The 21,356-nt window shown below is 48.4% G+C and carries 14 protein-coding genes; 6 read left to right on the top strand and 8 right to left on the bottom strand.

The features are described 5' to 3' along the window. Window positions 1-9 precede the first annotated feature (9 nt). The 3 genes from GWG06_RS13090 (at window position 10) to GWG06_RS13080 (ending at window position 6,719) form a co-directional block, all read left to right on the top strand. A complete protein-coding gene (locus tag GWG06_RS13090) occupies window positions 10-1,632 on the top strand; it encodes a SusD/RagB family nutrient-binding outer membrane lipoprotein (protein WP_127037803.1) in 1,623 nt (540 codons plus the stop codon). Window positions 1,633-1,995: 363 nt separating this feature from the next. Beyond that, window positions 1,996-5,124: a SusC/RagA family TonB-linked outer membrane protein gene (locus GWG06_RS13085; RefSeq protein WP_127037805.1), complete on the top strand. Its 3,129-nt coding sequence runs from the start codon at window positions 1,996-1,998 to the stop codon at window positions 5,122-5,124. A gap of 32 nt (window positions 5,125-5,156) precedes the next feature. Further along, a complete protein-coding gene (locus tag GWG06_RS13080) occupies window positions 5,157-6,719 on the top strand; it encodes a SusD/RagB family nutrient-binding outer membrane lipoprotein (RefSeq protein WP_127037807.1) in 1,563 nt (520 codons plus the stop codon). Between the two features lie 185 nt (window positions 6,720-6,904). Here GWG06_RS13080 and GWG06_RS13075 read toward each other — a convergent pair whose 3' ends face one another. Genes GWG06_RS13075 through GWG06_RS13065 form a run of 3 tightly spaced genes read right to left on the bottom strand, consistent with a single transcriptional unit; the run spans window position 6,905 to window position 10,634 of the window. Then, window positions 6,905-7,717: an alpha/beta hydrolase gene (locus GWG06_RS13075; RefSeq protein WP_127037809.1), complete on the bottom strand. Its 813-nt coding sequence runs from the start codon at window positions 7,715-7,717 to the stop codon at window positions 6,905-6,907. Window positions 7,718-7,720: 3 nt separating this feature from the next. Continuing rightward, complete coding sequence (locus GWG06_RS13070; protein ID WP_160713714.1) at window positions 7,721-10,039, bottom strand: M1 family metallopeptidase; 2,319 nt, start codon at window positions 10,037-10,039, stop codon at window positions 7,721-7,723. 13 nt (window positions 10,040-10,052) lie between these two features. After that, window positions 10,053-10,634 carry a HupE/UreJ family protein gene (locus tag GWG06_RS13065; RefSeq protein WP_127037813.1) on the bottom strand — a complete coding sequence of 194 codons (582 nt, stop codon included), beginning with the start codon at window positions 10,632-10,634 and terminating at the stop codon, window positions 10,053-10,055. Window positions 10,635-10,703: 69 nt separating this feature from the next. Between GWG06_RS13065 and GWG06_RS13060 the strand changes: the two genes are divergently transcribed. The 3 genes from GWG06_RS13060 (at window position 10,704) to GWG06_RS13050 (ending at window position 12,565) form a co-directional block, all read left to right on the top strand. After that, window positions 10,704-11,192: a DUF6702 family protein gene (locus tag GWG06_RS13060; RefSeq protein WP_160713712.1), complete on the top strand. Its 489-nt coding sequence runs from the start codon at window positions 10,704-10,706 to the stop codon at window positions 11,190-11,192. 469 nt (window positions 11,193-11,661) lie between these two features. Beyond that, the gene (locus GWG06_RS13055; RefSeq protein ID WP_160713710.1) at window positions 11,662-11,832 is read left to right on the top strand and encodes a hypothetical protein; all 171 of its coding nucleotides are present in this window, start codon (window positions 11,662-11,664) and stop codon (window positions 11,830-11,832) included. Between the two features lie 61 nt (window positions 11,833-11,893). Continuing rightward, entirely contained in the window at window positions 11,894-12,565 is a 672-nt protein-coding gene (locus GWG06_RS13050) for a hypothetical protein (RefSeq protein WP_160713708.1), read from the top strand. Here GWG06_RS13050 and flxY read toward each other — a convergent pair. The 5 genes from flxY to GWG06_RS13025 are packed head-to-tail and all read right to left on the bottom strand — an operon-like array spanning window position 12,562 to window position 21,312. Next, a complete protein-coding gene (flxY, locus tag GWG06_RS13045; protein ID WP_160713706.1) occupies window positions 12,562-13,854 on the bottom strand; it encodes a flexirubin biosynthesis putative acyl-CoA ligase FlxY in 1,293 nt (430 codons plus the stop codon). The genes GWG06_RS13050 and flxY overlap by 4 nt on opposite strands. A gap of 19 nt (window positions 13,855-13,873) precedes the next feature. Continuing rightward, window positions 13,874-14,257: a holo-ACP synthase gene (locus tag GWG06_RS13040; RefSeq protein ID WP_160713704.1), complete on the bottom strand. Its 384-nt coding sequence runs from the start codon at window positions 14,255-14,257 to the stop codon at window positions 13,874-13,876. Then, the gene (locus tag GWG06_RS13035) at window positions 14,254-15,933 is read right to left on the bottom strand and encodes a C45 family peptidase (protein WP_202183010.1); all 1,680 of its coding nucleotides are present in this window, start codon (window positions 15,931-15,933) and stop codon (window positions 14,254-14,256) included. The genes GWG06_RS13040 and GWG06_RS13035 overlap by 4 nt, the downstream gene beginning before the upstream one ends. Window positions 15,934-15,935: 2 nt before the next feature. Beyond that, complete coding sequence (locus GWG06_RS13030; protein ID WP_160713702.1) at window positions 15,936-17,453, bottom strand: phytoene desaturase family protein; 1,518 nt, start codon at window positions 17,451-17,453, stop codon at window positions 15,936-15,938. Continuing rightward, entirely contained in the window at window positions 17,443-21,312 is a 3,870-nt protein-coding gene (locus GWG06_RS13025) for a trifunctional MMPL family transporter/lysophospholipid acyltransferase/class I SAM-dependent methyltransferase (RefSeq protein WP_160713700.1), read from the bottom strand. The genes GWG06_RS13030 and GWG06_RS13025 overlap by 11 nt, the downstream gene beginning before the upstream one ends. Window positions 21,313-21,356 lie beyond the last annotated feature (44 nt).

The raw sequence follows: 21,356 nt of genomic DNA, 5'->3' as shown, positions 1-21,356 counted from the left end.
TCAAAGCAGATGAAAAAGATCAGATTCAAACTATATACGCCGCTTGCCGTCATTACCCTGATGATGGCTATGCTGAGCAGCTCCTGTACAAAAAACTTTGAAGAATACAATACCGATAATACAGGTCTGACGGATGATATGCTGGTACCCGATTTCATGTATATCGGCGGTTTCTTTCCCCAGATACAGTCATCTATCTACTTTAACTTTGGTAATACTACCGGTGATTACCAGTTACAGCAGAACCTGATGGGAGATGTATACTCCGGTTATATGATGCCGCCGAATAACTTCCGCGGTAACATCAACAACATGACCTATTCGCTGGTAGACGGCTGGAACCAGTCTGCCTTCAACCTGGCATATGTAAATGTGATGGCGCCTATCGCAGAAGTAAGGCGCAGGGGCGCACCGCAGGCAGCGCCTGAGTTCTGGGCTATTGCGCTGATCCTGAAAGTGGAGGCCATGCACCGTGTAACAGACATCTACGGTCCTATTCCTTACAGCAGCTTCGGCAGCGGTGGTACCTCTTCTTCCTACGACAAACAGGAAGATGTTTACAAACGCTTCTTCCTGGAACTGGACTCCGCTGTAAATTCCCTGAATAAATATGTAGCAGAGCATCCGGGTGTGAACCTGTTCAGCAAATTTGATATGCTGTATGCCGGCGACTACAAACAATGGATTAAATTCGGCAACTCCCTGCGGCTCCGCCTGGCTATGCGTGTAAGTAAAGTTAACCGCGCCATGGCTAAAGCAGAAGCAGAAAAAGCACTGGATCCTTCCAGGGGTGGTGTAATGGAGATTCCGAAAGACAATGCCAACGTTTCCGGTTTCGGTCTGAAACATCCGCTGTATACTATTCTTACTGCCTGGACGGACAATGCCATGAACGCCTCCATGGAATCTTACCTGGTAGGTTATAAAGATCCGCGCCTGCCTAAATATTACGATCATTCCACCAAATATCCCGGCACTTATAAAGGTATCCGCATCGGCAGCCTTGTAACGTCCAAACCAGGATACACCGGTTATTCCATCCCGGCGGTGAATGAAACCAAAACTTTCCGCAACAATACGCCCATTCAGCTGATGACAGCAGCAGAAGTATGGTTCCTCCGGGCAGAAGCATCGCTTTATAGCTTTGCCAATGCCGGCGGTACTCCTGCCGAACTGTATGAAAAAGGCGTACGTACCTCGCTGAATCAGTGGGATGTGGATCCGCTCACACAAACCAGTTACCTGGCAGATAATACCAGCAAGCCGATTGATTATGTAGATCCGCAGAACAAGGATAACAACATTGCTGCGATGGGTAAATTAAGTATCAAATGGGATGATGCAGCTTCAGAAGCAGTTAAACTGGAACGTATCATCACGCAGAAATGGATTGCAATTTATCCTGAGGGGCAGGAAGCCTGGAGTGAATACCGCAGAACAGGTTATCCCAAACTGTTCCCGGTTGTAAATAATATGAGTGGCGGAACAATTAACAGCGATGTTCAGATCAGAAGAATACCATTCCCATCGTCAGAATATACTGCCAACAAGGCTGAAGTAGAGAAAGCCGTTCAGTTACTCGGAACCGGCGGAGACAACGGAGGAACGCGCCTCTGGTGGGATAAGCCATGATTACAACAAACGTCTTATTTTGAATCGCGTGCATAAAAAAAACGCCGGTCCTATCGAGGACCGGCATATTTTTTTTATAGCGGCTATGTGTACACGATACACGATGAGAAATTTTTGCAGAAAAAATTTGCAAAAATTTCATTTTGCGATAGTACCAGTCAGATCATCATACGACCTCTCTGCTGTGATCTGAATTTTTTAATAACACGTAATGAAGAACAACTCCTGACATGTAGCCAGTATTCATATTAGAGAGGAATTCTACGATAATTCCCGGCGGTTCACTAATAACAACTGATGTTCACTTGTGCAACATCCGGGCATTCTATTTCATAAAATCATCCAAAATCAAAAAAGGCAAGTATGAAAAAAAACCTACGCCTCATGAAAGCATGCGTTGCCACCGGAATGGCACTCAGCACTGCGCTGACGCTGAACGCTTTCGCAGCCACGGCTGCCAGCGCCGCTAACTCCAGTGTCTGGCATGCAAACTTTCAGCAGAAGGATGTACAAGGCACCGTGAAAGATAAGTCCGGCGCTGTTCTTCCGGGAGTGACCGTCCTTATTAAAGGCAGCACTAAAGGAACATCTGTAGGTGCTGACGGTAAATTCAGCATTGCAGCAAAACCGGGAGACGTACTGGTATTCCGCTTTGTAGGCTATGCTCCTAAAGAAGTAACGGTAGGTTCTTCAGATCATTTGCAGGTAGTGCTGGAAGAATCAGCTACCGGACTGAATGAACTGGTAGTAACCGCACTCGGTATCAAGAAAGAAGAGAAAAGTATCGGTTATGCCATGACCAAAGTAAAAGGCAGCGAGTTCACACAGGCACGTGAGATCAACGTGGCCAATGCGCTCGTGGGTAAAATTGCCGGCGTCAACAGCTCCGCGCCAGCAACAGGCGCAGGTGGCTCTTCCCGCGTAACTATCCGTGGTAACTCCTCTCTCTCCTATAACAACCAGCCGCTGTATGTGGTGAATGGTATTCCCATCAGCAACGACAACCAGGGTAACCCCAGTAAATTCGGCGGTGCGGATTATGGTGATGGTATCTCCAGCATCAACCCCGACGACATCGAAGATATGACCGTACTGAAAGGTGGCGCTGCTGCTGCCCTGTACGGACAACGTGGTATCAACGGCGTTATCCTCATCACTACCAAATCAGGCAAATCCCGTAAAGGTCTTGGTATAGAAGTTAACAGCAACATCACTATCGACAAGGTACAGGACTTCCGCGACTTCCAGCGCGAGTACGGCCAGGGAACGCTGGGTAAACGCCCTACCAATGCAGCTTCCGGCAAAGCTACCGGTCTGCAGTCATGGGGCGAAAAACTGGATGGCCAGAATGCCTTTTTCTTTGACGGTAAGGAGCATCCTTACGTTGACCAGAGCCAGCACAACTTCAAGGACTTCTATAAAACAGGTACTACGCTCTCCAACACAGTGGCCTTCTCCGGCGGTAATGAAAACACTACCTTCCGCGTGTCCCTGGGTGACCTGCGTAACCAGTCTGTTTATCCCAATGCTTACTACAAGCGTACCAACGCCAACATCGACCTCAGTTTTAAACTGAATGACAAATGGTCCGGCCAGGCTAACGTTACCTATATAAAAGAACGCGCCAACCGTACCAATGTGAGCGATGCACCGGCAAACGGTAACTTCGGTATCATGTTCCTGCCTCCGAACGTAAGAGCCAATATGCTCGACAATCCGGCCTGGGATCCGAATACCGGCATAGAAACAGAATACAACAACAACCAGTATAACACCAACCCTTACTTCGCTGCCGGAAAAGTGAAAAACCTCACCGATAAGGACAGGGTAATGGGTATGGCCAGTCTGCGCTATCAGGCACTGGAATGGTTATATATCCAGGGCCGTGTAACCAATGACTTCTTTGCCTTCAACGCAAACAGCATCTGGCCTTCAGGTATCGCTTTCAAACCAACCGGTAAACTGGTACAGGATCTTACCCGCAACATGAACGAGCTGAATACGGACATCATGGTGGGTATCAATAAAAAACTGGCTAAAGATTTCAACCTCGGTTTCACTGCCGGTGGTAACTTCATGCGCACCAACGGTAAGAGCATTGATATGAATGCGGATGGTCTGGCATACAGGGATATTTACAACCCCAGCACTGCTGCTAACCGCGTTGTGAATGTTCAGACACCGCTCAAGGAAGTACACTCTGTTTACGGATCACTGGAGCTGTCTTACAAAAGCACCATATTCCTGAACGTAACAGACCGTAACGACTGGTCCAGCACCCTGCCGATAAAAAACAACTCGTATAACTATCCTTCCATCAACGCGGCATACGTATTCTCTGAAACACTGAATCTGCCCTGGCTGAATTTCGGTAAAATCAGAGCTGGTTACTCACAGGTAGGTGGCGATGCTCCTATCTTCTCTACAGACCTGTACTACAACGCTCAGGGAACTATCAACAACGCACCGATCTCCGATCTGCCTGTTGAAATCCCGAACGCTAACCTGCAACCGCTGAAAGTAAAGGAAACAGAAGTAGGCGCACAACTCGGATTCCTGAAGAACCGTATCTCCCTGGACTTCGCGTGGTATAAAAAACAAACGCTGAACGACATCGTTGCGGGTACTGTATCTATCACATCCGGTTATGAAAGAAGACTGGTAAACGTAGGTAAAATCGAAAACAAGGGTATTGAACTGTTGCTCACAGTAGTACCGGTAAAAACCCGTGACTTCACCTGGACCACCAGCTTCAACTATACCAAAAACAACAACAAGGTGCTGGAACTCGCTCCTGGTCAGACAGACATGCAGATCGACGAATCCAGAACTGAAGCAGCCTATATCAAACACGTAGTAGGCAAACCGGTATCTCAGGTGGTAGCATTTGACTATATGAAAGACGGTAACGGTAACCTCATCCTGAATGGCGACGGCTTACCACAGCGCGCTAATACCCTGTCAGCTTTCGGTACAGGTGTAGCGCCTACTTCCGGTGGATGGAACAACGAATTCAACTACAAACGTTTCGGCCTTTCCTTCCTGATCGACTTCAAAAGCGGTGCTGTGATCTATTCTGCCACCAACTCAACTGCCTATGGCGTAGGTCTGCATAAGGAAACCCTGGCAGGCAGAGAAGGCGGTGTGAATGTTACAGGCGTTGATGCAGATGGTAAACCAGTAAGCAAAAATGTAACTGCCCAGAACTATTACAATGCAGTAGCAGGTATTTCCGCAGTACATGTATACAATGCTGATTTCATCAAATTCCGTTCTATCAGCCTGACCTACAATTTCCCGGCCAGCGCTTTCAACAACAAAATCGGTGGTCTGAGCCTGTCACTGGTAGGAAGAAATCTCTTCTATATCTCCAAACATACGCCGAACATCGATCCTGAATCTTCCTACACCAGTGGAAACGCACAAGGTCTGGAATACGCTGTGGTACCACCTACCAGACAGCTGGGTCTGAATCTGAATGTTAAATTCTAAAGTGAAATTGCTGAACATCTAAACAACACCACATGAAATCATTATCCAGATATATCATGCTAATGGCGGTACCTGCAGCGTCTTTCCTGAGCTCCTGTACCAAGAATTTCGAGTCCATGAACAAGGATACCAACAGGGTATTACCGGAAAACAATAATCCAACGTACAACCTCACCCGTGCAGAACTGGAATATACCGGGAATCATGACTTCAGCTTTGAAACATGGCGTGTGAATATCATCTACCTGAGTCTGATGACCCAACAGATGGCTTCTACCACCGGCTGGTATTCCGGCGATAAATACGGCAGGAACGATGGTTTTGCGAGCAGCTACTTTACGCTGGCTTACGGCAACCAGATCAAGTATGTGAACGACATGCTGAAAACCACAAAGGATAAGCCCAACTATGCCAACCTGTATCAGGTAGGCAGAATTGCCCGTGTGCTGATCTATCATCGTCTTACTGACCTGTATGGCTACGTGCCTTACTTCCAGGCCGGTACCGGCGATAACGATACGCCTGCCTACGATTCACAGCAGGCTATCTATGCAGACATGCTGAAAGAACTGGATGAAGCTGCGAAAGCGCTGAATGATTCCAAAGATAAAATTGATAAAAGCGACCTGATTTACCGTGGCGGCGACAATGCAGTAGCGCAATGGAAAAAACTCGCCTACTCGCTGATGATCCGTCTTGGTATGCGTATGTCCAAAGTGGCTCCCGGCGATGCCCGCACCTGGGTGGAGAAAGGCGCTGCCGGCGGTCCCATCCTCAGCAATGACGACAACGCCTATATTATCCATGATGTTTCCGGCGGTAGAATCACTCTGAACAGGAACAGCAACATCCTGGCCGGAGAATGGGATGCCATCGGCAAAGGAAATATCTACCTGGGTAAAACTTTCATCGACTACCTGAAATCGCACAAGGATCCAAGACTGAAATACCTGGCGCAGGTAACAGCCGGCGGTTCCAAGGATACTTCCGTACAGATCGGTATGCCTAACGGTTACGATGAAAGCAACGCAGGCGCTACTGATATTAAGAAAGAGCCGAACTACCCCGGCGACATCCTGAAATATTCCAACATCCAGAAAAACATCTGGCTGAAACTGGATGGTCCTACGTTCCTGGTTACTGCCGCGCAGACTGAATTACTGCTCGCCGAAGCCAAGCAACTGGGATGGAACATACCCGGCGGAGACGCTGCCAGCCACTATAACAATGGTGTAACTGCTGCCTTCAAACAGCTGGCACAGTATGATAAGAGCGCTGCTATCACCGACGGTGAAGTTACCGCTTACCTCGCTGCCTTCCCTTACAATCCGGCTAAAGGCCTGGAGCAGATCAACACCCAGTACTGGGCCAACTGCTTCCTCGACTGGTACGAAGCCTGGAGCAACTGGAGAAGAACAGATTTCCCGAAACTGAAACCTATCGTATATCCCGGCGACAACAACGGTGGTGTTATCCCGAGAAGAATGCTGTATCCTGCTGCTGAAGCCAGCTCCAATGCTGCCAGCTACAGTGATGCTATCGGCAAACAGGGACCGAACACATTCAACACCCGCGTTTGGTGGGATAAACAATAAAGATTTCGCTTAGCATTCAACTAAGGTCACATGAGAATGAGACGGCCATTTGTAATCTTACTAAAGGCCAATTTTTTAAGACAATAACAACGATTTTTTTTAATATAGATCAACAGGACATATTAGCAAGCAAAAAAGGCGTTCCGGTCCCGGAACGCCTTTCTGTTTATATCTGCTGTTAAAATTTACTGCTCAAAGAAACGATGGAAAAACAGGCACTGGTACTGTATCGAATTACTCCAGTAAGTCCAGTTATGCTCTCCCGGGCGTTCTGTATAGTCGTGCGGCACACCCAGCTCCAGCAGTTTCTGGTGCAGGGCGCGGTTCACATCAATGAAGAAGTCCTTCACGCCGCAATCAATTATCAATGGCATGTTCCGTGAAGTAAACCGTTCTGCCTGCCCTATTACCGTATAGCCGGTCCAGTTAGTGCCATTTTTTCCGGGTTCTCCCAGGCGCCTTATCAGGTCCCAGCTTTTAGGGAACATTCTGAAATCCACGCCACCGCTGATACTGCCGGCAGCGCCGAACGTTTCCGGATGGCGTACTGCCAGGAACAGGGCGCCGTGCCCGCCCATACTCAGGCCGGTAATGGCGCGGTACCGCGGCTCCGGCAAAGTCTGGTAATGCTGATCTATATATGCCGGTACTTCTTTTCCCACGTAGGTTTCAAAACGCATGGAGCTATCCACGGGACTGTCCAGATACCAGCTGCCGGTAGCGCCGTCAGGGCATACGATCATCAGCTGATAGGCATCTGCCAGCTCCCGCAGGGAAGGCACTTTCGTTATCCAGTTGGCGTAATTGCCACCATGGCCGTGCAGCAGGTAGATCACCGGATAACGCTGCGTACCGCTTTTGTAAGACGCCGGCGTAATGATCACACACCTGTAACTGCGGCCCATGGCAGCACTGGGAATGCTGATGGTATCCGCATCTGCTGCCTTCGCCGTAGCGAGGCTGCCTGCCAGGAGAAAAAAAAGTACCAGTTTTTTCATGGTTTATCTTTTTGCTTTCTTCATCGGATTATCACCGCTGGAAGCGCCACGCGGACCGCTGCTGTTTTTGAACAGCTCAAAACGGGAAGGCGCTGCTGCCCGTGGCCAGCTGTTATTGCTTTCGTCAATATCGGCTGTTTCGCGGAGTGGGTCCAGCTGAATGGCAACCACCTGTTTATCTTTCGCAAATACTTTCGTCACCTGGTTTTCATTCTTACGCCAGATATATGCGGAAATACGGTCTGTTTCCTTTGTTCCGTCAGCAAATGTCCACTCAACAATCAGCGGCATCACCAGGCCGCCTTTATTGGAGAATGTCAGTTCATAGAAATTCTTTTTACTGTCGTACAATCTTTTTTCTTCCGGAGACAGATTGCGGTAGAACTGATCGTAGGCTGCCTTATCTTCTGCGGTGACACCGAAACGGTTCCATTTGCTGTAGAAGTCCTGCAGACTTGTATCCTGATCAACCGCGAATTTAGTACCGGCAGCGATATTACGCTGACGGGCCACATGATCGATATTTTTATCGTAATCCGTTTTGGCGGCTTTGTTATTTTCTGCGGGGTTCTTACCATTCATGGTATACCATTTCACCGTGTCCAGGGAGATGTCTACCGGCTCAATGGTGAAGAACCAGCCACGCCAGAACCAGTCCAGGTCTACAGCGGAAGCATCTTCCATGGTACGGAAGAAGTCTGCCGGTGTAGGATGTTTGAAAGCCCAGCGGCGTGCATACTCACGGAAAGCGAAGTCAAACAGCTCGCGGCCCATCACGGTTTCCCGGAGAATATTCAGGGCAGTAGCGGGTTTTGCATAGGCGTTAGGTCCGAACTGGATAATATTTTCCGAGTTGACCATAATAGGTTCCAGCTGATCTTTCGGCATTTTCATGTAATCCACAATCTTGTGGGCCGGGCCACGGCCCGCCGGGAAGTTGCTGTCCCATTCCATTTCCGCCATAAACTGGCAGAAGGTATTGAGGCCTTCGTCCATCCATGACCACTGGCGTTCATCGGAGTTGACGATCATCGGGAAGAAGTTGTGTCCTACTTCATGGATGATGACGCCGATCATACCGTTTTTGGTAGATTCGGAGTAGGTACCGTCTTTATCTGCGCGGCCGTAGTTAAAGCAGATCATCGGATATTCCATGCCATTGGCTGCTTCTACGGAGATAGCCACCGGGTATGGATAAGGGATGGTATGCTTTGAATAGGATTGCAGCGTATGTGCTACCACCTTGGTAGAATAGCGGCGATAGAGCGGATAGGCTTCCGGACCGTAGTACGACATCGCCATTACCTTGTTGCCTTCCACCGGCGTAGCCATGGCATCCCATACCAGTCTGCGGGAAGACACCAGGGCGAAGTCGCGCACGTTCTGCGCTTCATACACCCATGTTTTACGGGCAGCTGCATTGTTTTTCAGCGCTTTCTTTGCTTCGTCCAGCGTCACCACTTCTACCGGCTCCTTGCTGCTTTGTGCCTGCTGCCAGCGCTGGTATTGTGCGGGCGTCAGCACATCCTTATAGTTCTGGCATTCGCCGGTAGCGCCAACGATGTGATCGGCAGGTACGTTCATGCTTACCCGGTAGTTGCCGAAGGTGAGGGCAAATTCGCCCCGGCCGGTGAATTGCTTGTTCTGCCATCCCTGGAAATCGGAATATACCGCCAGCCTGGGATACCACTGAGTGATCGTATACAGGTAGTTCTTATCTTCCGGGAAATACTCATATCCGCCGCGGCCGCCTGTTTCCATGCGGTTAGACAGGTTATACCACCATTCCACCTTAAAGCGGTATTTCTCGCCCGGCATGAGAGTGGCAGGCAGATCTATGCGCATCATGGTCTGGTTGATGGTGTAGGGCAGTGATTTTCCGTCAGCGTCTGTCACTTTCACAATTTTCACACCCAGGTCGCCGGTTGGCGGGAGGATTTTATTGATTTCCTGCAGGGTCATTTTATCAGACATCCGGCTGCCGTCGAAGCTGCGGTTATCGCTTTTCGGATCATGCTCATTTTCATCCAGCTGCAGCCAGAGGTAGGTAAGCGGATCGGGAGAATTGTTATAATAGGTAATTGTTTCCGCGCCGGTAAGTTTTTGCTTTGCATCGTCGAGTTCTGCGGCGATATCATAGTCAGCACGCTGCTGCCAGTATTTCGGGCCGGGTGCTCCGGATGCCGAGCGATACATGTTGGGCGTCTGCAGCATAGTACCCAGCTGTTCAAAACGGTTACCATGGTTGGAGCCCGGGTTTTGCGCGTACAGCGCTGTTACGCTGCAGCAAAGCATTCCCAGGAGGTAAATACTTTTTCTCATAAACGATTTAGATTTATATAATCATCCCTCTGATGCCTTCTATCACCATTAAGAAAGCGATACCGAATACGGCAGAAGAGAGAAACATATTCCAGTCGCGGCGTTTTACGTGGCCGATCTGCACGATGAGGCCGGAGATGAGCATCACTGCAGCCACAATAATAATCTGTCCGAATTCCAGGCCCAGGTTAAATCCCAGCAGCGGCTTCACAATATTTGCCTGGCTGCCGAGTAAACTTTTCAGGTAGTTGGAGAATCCCAGCCCGTGAATGAGTCCGAAAAAGAGGGCATAGCCATAGTTCAGCTGCAGGTTCTGCGGTTCTCTGTCTCTCCGCAGTATGTTGGACAGCGCGGTGATACAGATGGTCACAGGTATGAGGAATTCGATCAGCGCTGCCGGTATCTTCACAATATGCAGTACGCTCAGTGCCAGTGTGACAGAATGCCCGATGGTAAAGGCGGTGACCAGTACCAGTACTTTTTTCCATTCGCGTAACAGGTAAATAGCGCTCAGGGCAATTACAAAGAGAATATGATCATAACCTTCCCAGTTCAATATATGTTGCCAGCCCAGCTCGAAATACATCAGTTCCATTGCCCCTTAATTAACTAAATTTGGTAATTATAAAAAGTAAAAATTAATTTTCCCAAAAAAAATAGTCTAGTGGGTTTATTATTATGTAAATGGTGGATAACCTTGTGGATGGCGGCATTGCACCCATTTTACGTGAGTGTTACAGAGGTGACGCATAATGCGGCGAAGCGGGAGCTGGAAGTGAGCTGCCGTATTTTCACGGACGACCTGGAAAATACGCTGAAGGCGCAGTACAAGACAACATTTGATATCACCCGGCCGGCCAACCGTGCGCAGGTAGAGGGGTTTATAGCTGATTACCTGTCGAAGCACCTGCAGCTTACGCTGGACGGGAAGCCGGTGGCGCTGCATTTCCTGGGATATAAAATTGAGGAAGACGCTGTCTGGAGTTTCCTGGAGGCGGAGCATATAGCGGCTCCGCGGCAGGTGGCGGTAAAGAATGACCTGTTATATACACAACACCCGTCACAGATTAATATGATGCATATAATTGTGGGGGGAGTGCGTAAAAGTGTGAAGCTGGATAACCCGAAATCTGATGCGTTGCTGCACTTTTAACCATCGTGATGCTTACAGATTGATACAAACTTTCTCAAAAAGAAAAACTTCACAACAAATTGATTTTCATTATACCATATATTTTATAAAAATAATTTATGAAAATAAATATAAGTTATAAAATGATGGTACAATAAAGTAATGCTGTAATTTTACGTCAGTAAATAACCAATAAGAAATTGAAAGGGCCTGAGAGATCAGGCTGACACCATCATCAGGAAAACCGGCAGCTGTGGCTGCTTTCTTGTCTTTAGCTGAATCAATCGCATTTTACTGTTAACCTTTTTTAAGCGTCCATGCCGCCATGGATAGGGATTTTTATTACTCTTAAAATGCTAAAGCGATGAAAGTAAGATCATGCAACATAGTGATGACCATGATGGAAGAGAAACGGTGGAAGCCGCCGGAGCAGGGGAACATAATTTGTCGCGAGCCATTCAATTATCCACTATTACAAAAACCAATTACCATGACAAACGAAGATTTCAAAGTATTAATGCAGGTAACTGAAAAGATTAAAAACAGTCCGAGAACTCCGGAAGAATCCATTCAGATATTCAGGGAACTGGGCATCCTCGATGCGCAAGGCAAGTTGACACCCGAATTCGAGGATTTGAGAATTCCTAAACTGAATATTTAGATAACAGTAACAACACTGTTATCAATGTTATCCCTTCATATTAAAACAACAATGTTATCCCATGATAAGTAGCTTTAAATCAAATCTGGTAGTAGGTTACCACGGATGTGACCTGCAAACATTTCAAGCTTTACTACTAAATCCTGATAACGTCAGGCTAAGTCGAAAACCATATAATTGGCTGGGCAATGGCGTTTACTTCTGGGAAAACGACCCTAAACGTGCATTGATGTGGGCCCAGGAAAAACAAAAAAGAGGACTTATTAAGGAGCCTTGTGTAATCGGAGCAGTGCTAAACCTCCAACACTGCCTGGACTTAATGGATTCCAGATTTATTACCATGTTTGCGACATATTGCAAAATGTTTGCCTCTGAAAATATAAACGCGAAAATTCCGATTGCTCAAAATAAAAATCCGGAAGGAATGCCAGGCAATGATAAAGTATTGCGAAAGTTTGATTATTCGTTGATTGAATACATGCACAAAATGCTTGACATTCAACAGAAAGCACAAATAGCGCACTACACTTTTTCCAACATCAGAACATTCGATTCTGCCAGAGCTGCTTTTATGGAAGGAGAGCCTGTTATAAAGGGTTCCAGCTTCTATGACAAAACCCATGTACAGATTTGTATACGTAATACAGAATGTATCAAGGGATTTTTCAAACCTCGTGAAGATACCAGGCAACAGGAGGAAATTTTGCGCACTTACAGTGTCAGCGATAATTAACTCCTGTTATCCACAAACTTCACCGGTTTACGGCTGTTTTCCGGGAACTGCATACGCATAATTTCCGGCTGCCCGCAATACCGCACCTGTGGTATGACCCGCAACTTGGCCTGCAGGTAAGACTTGATCTTACGGTCCATTTCCTCGGACTCCTCCACCGGCCACAGATGCAGCAGTATTTCATCTGTTCCCAGTTCATTGGAATACACCTCTACCACAAACTCTTTAACCGCTTCCATATCATTCAGCAAATCAAAAAGCGCAGGCGGATAAAGCGTGGTGCCCTTATATTTAATCATCTGCTTCCTGCGGCCGATTACCGGCGATAATCGCAGGGTATGACGGCCGCAGCTGCAGATGTCTTCGTGATACTGACAAATATCTCCGGTCTTGTAACGCAACAACGGCATACCTTCCACTCCCAGCGTGGTAATAGTTACCTCGCCCTCTTCTCCCGGCGCCACCGGCTGATTATTATCATCCAGCAACTCCACATACAGCAGCTCCGGATGATGATGCCCTCCCCGTCCGGCTTTACACTCTGTAAAAGCCGTCTGCATCTCCGTTGACGCATACGTGGAATACAACTGAATATTCCACTGCTCTGTAATTTTCTTGCCGAGTACATTCAGCGAAAAATCCGTGTTACGTATATTTTCCCCGATACATACCGCCTTCTTTACAGAGGTGGCATTGATATCTATATGATGCTCTTTCGCATAGGCAATGAGCTTTACAATAAACGAAGGCACCCCCACAATAGTGGTGGGCTTAATCCGCTGAATGTTTTCCCATTGCATACTGGGCACTCCCGGCCCTACGCGCAGCACCCCCGCTCCCAGCCTGCGGATACCGTTGTAATACGCCATACCCGCCATAAACTGCCGGTCAAGTGTCAGCATCAGCTGGTAAATATCGCTGCCGGTACCGTCTGCGCAGCAGAAAGAGATATACTCATTATAACTGAGCCGCTGCAGGTCCTTTTCTGTCAATGCTATAATCACCGGCCGTCCCAGCGTACCGGAGGTAGTGGTATATTCTGCTATCTTACTTTTATCTACACAAAGAAACTCCCAGTTATGCTCCTGCAGATCTTCCTTTGTTACCGGCGGAATCTGTGAGAATGCCTCCAGCGAACGTACCTTGTCGGCCTGAATATCATGCCGCTTAAACCATGCCTTGTAGAATGGCGAAAACTCCCGCAGATAACCCAGCAGGCGCATCACTTCTTTTTCCTGGAATGCCCTGATGGCATCGTTCGACTGTAGTTCTATATCCGGTATGTACATAATAAGTCTGTTCTGATAATTAATCGTTTCCCTCCAGTATCACCATGGCAACGGCGGCCTCCTTTTCGTGCGATAAGGACACCCATATTCTTGTAATTCCCATGGAAGCGTATCTGGCAGTGGCATTGCCAATAAGGAACAACGCCGGTTTTCCCGCGGCGTCATTGCGTATTTCTATTTCGTTGAAGTTCACGCCACCATTTCCCCAACCAGTGCCGAATGCTTTAAGTAAGGCTTCCTTGGCGGCGAAGCGGGCGGCATAACTTTCCGCGGGCGCTGCCTGTTGCTCACAATAGGTAATTTCGTGTGGCGTAAACACCAGCGTCCGGAAGCCTGCACTTTTGCTGAGCTTCTGCGCTATACGCGCTACATTGACGATATCTGTACCAATTCCGATAATCATTGCTTCGGTTTACATTTTTCCAGCTGCCTGCGGATGTGCTGCTCTTCTCCCTGTGTAGCAATTTCTTTGGTCAGCGCTGTCTCATAATATTTCGCTGCTTGTGCAAAATCTTTTCGTTTGAAAAGATAATCGCCTGCCAGTACATAGGTATGATAATACTGCGGATTTGTTGCTATCAGCGCCTGCACATCTATGATTTTTCCTTCCAGCAGCTGCTCTTTCAGCTGCCTGTATTGCTGAAAAGCAGTGAACTCTTTTGTCTGCAGAAAAGGATCTGCAGCTATGCTCTGCGCGCTGTCATACACTTCATGATTGGTTCGCAATCCATGCATACTGAAAATACTATCCAGGTTGTAGGCTATGAAACGGCCCATCTGCCACGGCGCGGCGGATACCCATACCATCTTTTTCTTCGGCTCAAACACAATACCATGGTGGGCTATAAACTGGTTCACCGCTTTCTCATTACCCATACCGATATCTGTATTATGTAATCCTTTACGGTCGCGCAGGATATTAATTGTTTTCTGAACGGTATTCGGCCCACCTTCCTGCATCAGCTCTGTGAGCCTGCGGTAGCGGTAGGCGGAAGCGCTTTCCCGGATCTGTAATTTATTGGATGCCAGGTTACCCAGCGTATCTCCCTGAAAATGGTTGGTGCAGGTGATAAAATGTTGTCTGGGATCATAGATATCCATACCCTGCGGCGTTTTCTCTATCACCACCGCCTTGTTATCTGCGGCGGAACCTATCAGGAAGGATTCAGATACGAACATCTTCCGTTTCTTCGCGATATCCCACGCCTGCTGAATATTTCCTGCATACTGTAATATTTCCCTGGCTACCAGCGATACGGGCGTGGCGGCGCCGGAAGGCACATCTGTTCTGGCTGCGTTGATGGTTACGGTAAGTCCCTTGTCATTCATCCCGGAAACCACCCCTGTAAAGCCGCCCCACGTAACAAACATAAAGTTATTGCCTTTGTCGGGATGATAGAAGACAACCATTTTATCTTCGGCAAACTTATCTCCCATATAAAAATCAAAGTTCCTCCCGATAATCAGGTTGCTGTCTGCAGAATGATCGTCCCAGGTGGCGAAAGAGGTACACCCTACCAGCATCATACCTTGCAGGGCATGTCCTATATCATGGGCGGCATGGTAGTTCATCAGCCGTTCGTAATTACTGCCGATATAATCATATCCTGCTGCGGCAGAAAACGATTCTCCGTAAATCTCTTCTTTAAATTCCGGCGCTACATGATTGCTGAGATCCCTGTTAAACCAGCCGATGAAATATTTCAGGAAATGCAGATAGAAGGTAGATGGAATCATCTTCTTAATCTGTTCTACAAACACATCTTCCTGGCGGCGGATCAGCTCCCCGGACAATTTACCGTTGATGACTCCCCGCTCAAAAGGCGCACCTTCTACATACATCTCATACAATCCGCTGTTACTTTTACGGAACCAGCTGTTGCCTATCGTGTAGGCATTACTGTCCAGCTGCGTGCGCTGCAATGACAAGGCCTGCTGGTCTGTTACTGCCGGCGGCGTCATACGGCTGACGGACACCAGGTATATAGCCAGTGCAATAAATAGCAGCAGGATGCTGCCGAAGATGTAAAGTAAAACGCGACCGAACTTACGCCACCCGCTTCGTTTCTTTTTTTCCACTTTTATTTGAGTATTGACTGATTAATTTCATCTACCAGGAATTCCATTCCCAGCAGCTCTGCCGAGGTAATCACACTACTGATAGATACCCCCAGAATTCCATGCAAGTTCAGGTTTTGCCCGGTAAGATACAAATTGGATAGTTTGGTACGTGCCGAAACCATGGTCCGCAGGGGATCATTACTGTCTTTCTGCACTCCGTACATGCTGCCGTCGCCGGTGCCGATATAATCCCGGTACGACAGCGGTGTGGCTACGCAGTAAGCCTGTACGCAATTCCTGAATCCGGGGAACTGCTTCTCAACGCTATCCAGCAGCCTTTCGGCCTTTTCTGTTTTAAATGCTTCGTAATCTTCTCCCCTGCTGGCTTCCCGGCTGGTGGTATTGAAGGTGTGTTGCCAGGGCGCCATTTCTTCGTAACGCATATACGTCATGATGGAAAGGCTGTCGGCATATGTTTCGCTACGGGAACCGGCAGACACATATATAGCATATGTTCCGGGCCACTGCTCCGGCGAATAGTTAATACCGGCCCATGCATCGTCGCCGGCATGGTGGTAATAATTGTAGTTGAGATAAGGAAAAGTACCGGGCTTCAAGGCTACGTTGAGTACGAAAGCACCGGGAGAATTCTCCAGCTGCTGCATCCGGTTGCGGTAGGCCGTCCGGAGCAGATCGCTTTCTGTCATGGCGGTAGTCTGCGCCGGATGCAGGTTGGAGATGAAGTGATCCCCGTATACCTTCTGCCCGTTTTCCAGCACAATGTGGTCTACGCGGTCCCCGTTACCCTGTATGCTTCTCACACCGGTGTGCCGGATTACTTCACCGCCGTTTTCTGTGATCCGGCGGCACAGCCACTTGGCGATCTGCGAGCCACCGTCCACGCACTTCCAGGAACTGTTCATGTAACTATTTAACACCAACGCATGTACGTAGAATGGTGTTTTTTCCTTTACGCCTGCATATAGCAGGTTGTTACCTGCCAGCACCTGCTGCAGCCTGTCGTTGCTGGTAATACTGCTGAGGAAATCGGCGGCGTTGAGCTGCAGCACGCTGCGCTTCTCTTCATAGTCGCCGGTACGCAGGTTGTACAGCGGGAACTTGCTGCATACTTCGCTGATCATATCACAATACGCTGTAAGTGCTTTCCGCTCTCCGGGAAAGTCCTTCAGCAGGATGTTGATAAAGTTTTCCCTGCCCTGCGCGATACGGTATACTTTTTCTTCTTCTTTAAAATGAATATGGTCAAATCCGTCTGTATCCATACGGCGTAAACGGAGCTTGTCCTGTATGCCGGCATAGCTGAATACCTTGTACAGGTTCTCTCCCGGGGCAAGGCCGCCGATATAGTGAACACCTGAATCAAATATTACTTTCTCACGGGAAAAGGTTTGCAGGCAGCCTCCCGGCTGACGGTTTTTTTCGTATATACGTACCCGGTATCCGTTACGGCTCAGGATAGCACCACAAACCAAACCTCCGAGGCCACTGCCTATTATAATCACCTCATCATGTTGCATAGTTTTTTTGGGGATGTTTTTTGATAACAAATATTACGTTGGATGTGTACCGGGTATTGTCTATTTCTTCCGCTACTGCGCCATATTTGCTGATCAGACTTCGTACATGCGAAGCTGAAAAGAACGATAACTGCTTGTCTTTCGTCTTATTAAATCCTATTACCCTGGTCGATAAAAATTCGGTAAACCTGGTGCCCTCATGACGGCGGGCCTTATCGCTGTCCCCATCCCGGATGACAATCACACCATCGGGCGTCAGCCTGTCTATACACTGACGGATCAGCGCTTCCTGTTCATCCGGTTGCAGATAATGCAGGACATCGCTTAATATAAAGGCATCATATTTTTCAAATGGTGTGGCAGCTATATCACCGTGTATGAACTGCAGATTGCCGGGCCGTGCATAGCAATGCTGTGCGGTGGCTATCTTCTCTTCATCATAGTCTATACCTGTAATTTCTCTGCCGGGGGCAGTATAGCTCAGCACATAGTCCATAAACCCGTAACCACAGCCGATATCCAGTATACGCCCCTGCAGCGGCAACAGCTGATGGAACAATTCATAATTGCCTTCCAGCCGGGTTTTTATTTTCATATACCATTCCAGCACAGGCCCCTTGTAGATAAAGTTATATTTGAGCTGCTCACGGAAATAGCCAGGTACCTCTGTTTCCCGGGTAAGCGATTCGTACTCCTGCTTGAAATACCGGCTGATACTTTTCGTACGTGCGCTGTAGTTATCTCCCCAGCTTTTATCCTCCTGCGTAATGCGTGGCAGGTATTTTACGGTCACCAGCCCGTCTTTCAGCAGGAAATCGCCTTTCGTCATCGTATAGGCGGTACCGTGAATAACAACCGGCAGTATATCCAGTCCGAGCTGCTCTGCAATATAAAAGGCGCCTTTATGGAAACGCTTGATGACAGGGTCAGGAGATCGGGTACCTTCGGGATATACTACAATGGAATAGCCTTCTTTTACCCGGTCACGCAGCTTTTCTATAGCGCCTTCTGCTCCGTCGGCTACCGGGTAATAATCTGCCAGCCTTACCACTGCCCCGAACACCGGCGAACGCCACACCCACTGGTTAGTGAGCAGTATCACTTTGGAATGCAGCATGGTAGATACCAGTATATCCAGGAAAGACTGGTGGTTGCTGACGATGACTGCCGGTTTCTTCAGCTGCTCGTTATCCGGGTTAATAATCCGCTTCTTCACATTAGTCATGATATACAGCACGCTGTGCGTATAGGAAGACAAAATCCGGTGATACAGCAGCTTTCCTTTCTCTTTATTGAAAGGATTGATACGTATTAACACGGTACCGATCGCGGTTAACAGTAAACATCCGACTGTAAAATACAGGAAGGAAAACACGGATAATACCCAGCCCTTCATGGTCCAGGGTGCATACCCCTTTTTCACGCGGTTGGTGATCAACCAGTTGAACAATACCGGAATCATCACCTGTGAAATCAATACAACGGTGCCGATACCGATGATAGAGATGAGCGCGATAGATTGCAGGGAAGGGTGTTTGGCGAATATCAGCACGCCCAGTCCGAGTATGGTGGTGATGGCCGATAAAAAGATAGAGGATTTATAGGAAGATAATGTCTTCTTACCTGTCTTGTATTCCTGCAGCAGTCCATCCATCATAAAGATGCTGTAATCATCTCCCAGACCAAAAATAAAGGTGGAAAGGATGATATTAACGATATTGAATTTAATACCGAAAAGCCCCATTATGCCCAGTATCCACACCCAGCTTAACGCCATGGGGATAAAGGTAATCAGCGCCAGTTCTATGCGGCCGTACGAGATCAGCAGCGCGGTAAATACCAGCAGTGAGGTCATCCAGGCAATGCTGTTGAATTCTTCCCGGATCACTTCTACCAGTCTATTGGCAGCATACTGTTTATCCAGCACGGTGGTGTTGGGTAAATGCTCCAGTGCGGCATACAACTGTTTTTTCTGGGCCGGATCTGCTTTCAGCAGGGTTACCAGGGAGGTGCGTCCGTTTTTCTCTATGATAAAGTCTCCCAGCGTGCCCTGGCGCAGTGTCTGCAATGTTTCGCCGGATAAAGGCTGAAAGTCTTTGTGCAGGAGCTTATCAAAATTATCAAAGGCGGTAGCGCTGAAGCCAGCAGCTGTTCCGTTGGTACGCAGCCACTGCATAAGTTGCTGCCGCTTTGTTTCCGTCCAGTAGGCATTCCAGCGGGCAATGCGTGCCTGCTGCTCTTTGCGGGATAACAGTAACGCCTGTACGCCGGCATACTTTTTCACAACGCCTTGCTGCTGTAGCTGCCTGATAGCGGGCATCAGCTGCTCGCCATTTTCCAGGGCCGTTTCCAGGTTTGTGCCTTCGGATACTACGTATACGGACTGTGCGGTGTAGGAATTTATTTTATTGAGATGCGTTTCTGCCGCCTTCAGTTCGGGCGACATAAAATTCATACGCATCATATCGCTTTCAAAAGATACATTCCTGGCCGTGAAGTAAAAAACCACCGTCAGCAACAGGATAGCGCCTACCAGGTATTTGTTCCGTTCCGGTTGCAGGGCGGATAATTTATCCAGCCAGTTGTTGTGATGTACAGGTGCGGCGGGCTGTTTACCCAGCACAATCCAGTGTGGCAGGAATACCAGGGAGAACAGCGCTGCGCCGATCAGGCTGCAGGCAGCGAAGAGTCCTACATCTTTCAGCATGGGCGAGTGCACAAACTGTAGGCACAGGAACCCGCCTACGGTAGTGAAGCTGCCCAGCGTCATGGGAGTGGCCAGGTCGCCGATTACTTCACGTATATCCGAGGCATGCCGGTAATGATTGAAAACATGTAAAGAGTAATTAACGGCGATGCCCAGCACTACTGCGCCGGCGCCCAGGGCCATCACGGCAATATGCCCCTTGATAACGTATATGCATGCCAGTGAGAACAGTCCGCCGAATACTACCGGCAGCATCACCAGCAACGGCGCACGCTTCTTCCGGAAAAACAACGCTATCAGCACCACCAGCAGTAATACGGCAATACCTTGTGTGAGAAAGGTATCCTGCCGCAGCTGCACAGCGTTCCCCGCAGATACGGCGGTAGCGCCAAAGTAGCTGATATCCGCTGCCGGAAAACGTTTTGACAGGCTATCTTTCACCTGGTCCAGTCCTTTCAGGAAGGCTGCATTTACTTTGGTGGCTCCCGGCGGATTGGCAGGTGTAATAAATATCAGCAGATGACGATGGTTTTTCGTCATCACATAGTTATCGTATAATTCAAACTGATCGTCGTATTGCAGGTGCTGCAGCTTCTTTACCCCAATCCAGGAAATACCTACCGGATCGGCCTGGATCATCTTCTTCAGCACCAGCCCCGCAGGGGAAATCAGGGTATTGTAATCGTATTGCAGCGATGCCTGCAGCTGTTGCGGAGTGAGGAGGCTATCAATTTTACTGTAATCTTCCGGCTCCAGGAATACCGGCAGGTGCTGCTGTATCACCTGCATCAGGCCCATCACCATGCTATCGCCAGCCTGTCCCTGTATCTGCCGGATATAGGGCGACAGCCGCTCCTGCACACTGCTGACCAGCTCTCCGGCACAGGCGGTAAGGCTATCCGGTATGGCTTCACCGGCAGTATCTTTCTGCGACACGGTAATTACCAGTTTATCAGCAAACTTGGAATCCTGGAACACCTGTTGCAGTTTATCCAGCTTCTTATCCTGCGGCAGTATTTTGGTGATATCTTCTTCCAGCCGTATGCGGGAAGCCAAAAGGGTAATCAGCGCAAAACACACTATGGTAACGGACCACAGCAGTATTTTGTGCCGGTTGAAAAAATTGTAAATCGCAATGAAAAAATTACCCATATTATTTAATTACGAATTACGAATTGCGAATTACGAATGAGGAG

Origin of the sequence: Chitinophaga solisilvae, assembly GCF_009928525.1 — a bacterium.
In the GTDB taxonomy this organism is placed as follows: Bacteria; Bacteroidota; Bacteroidia; order Chitinophagales; family Chitinophagaceae; genus Chitinophaga; species Chitinophaga solisilvae.
The sequence above is the reverse complement of the archived record's forward strand: the minus strand, read 5'-3'. Positions and strand labels throughout refer to the sequence as shown.

Bases quoted from the DNA above. Each gene is read 5' to 3' on its own strand.
- GWG06_RS13055 (WP_160713710.1), top strand. From the start codon at position 11,662: ATGACAAACGAAGATTTCAAAGTATTAATGCAGGTAACTGAAAAGATT.
- GWG06_RS13080 (WP_127037807.1), top strand. From the start codon at position 5,157: ATGAAATCATTATCCAGATATATCATGCTAATGGCGGTACCTGCAGCG.
- flxY (WP_160713706.1), bottom strand. From the start codon at position 13,854: ATGTACATACCGGATATAGAACTACAGTCGAACGATGCCATCAGGGCA.
- GWG06_RS13065 (WP_127037813.1), bottom strand. From the start codon at position 10,634: ATGGAACTGATGTATTTCGAGCTGGGCTGGCAACATATATTGAACTGG.
- GWG06_RS13050 (WP_160713708.1), top strand. From the start codon at position 11,894: ATGATAAGTAGCTTTAAATCAAATCTGGTAGTAGGTTACCACGGATGT.
- GWG06_RS13090 (WP_127037803.1), top strand. From the start codon at position 10: ATGAAAAAGATCAGATTCAAACTATATACGCCGCTTGCCGTCATTACC.
- GWG06_RS13075 (WP_127037809.1), bottom strand. From the start codon at position 7,717: ATGAAAAAACTGGTACTTTTTTTTCTCCTGGCAGGCAGCCTCGCTACG.
- GWG06_RS13030 (WP_160713702.1), bottom strand. From the start codon at position 17,453: ATGCAACATGATGAGGTGATTATAATAGGCAGTGGCCTCGGAGGTTTG.
- GWG06_RS13070 (WP_160713714.1), bottom strand. From the start codon at position 10,039: ATGAGAAAAAGTATTTACCTCCTGGGAATGCTTTGCTGCAGCGTAACA.
- GWG06_RS13085 (WP_127037805.1), top strand. From the start codon at position 1,996: ATGAAAAAAAACCTACGCCTCATGAAAGCATGCGTTGCCACCGGAATG.
- GWG06_RS13025 (WP_160713700.1), bottom strand. From the start codon at position 21,312: ATGGGTAATTTTTTCATTGCGATTTACAATTTTTTCAACCGGCACAAA.
- GWG06_RS13040 (WP_160713704.1), bottom strand. From the start codon at position 14,257: ATGATTATCGGAATTGGTACAGATATCGTCAATGTAGCGCGTATAGCG.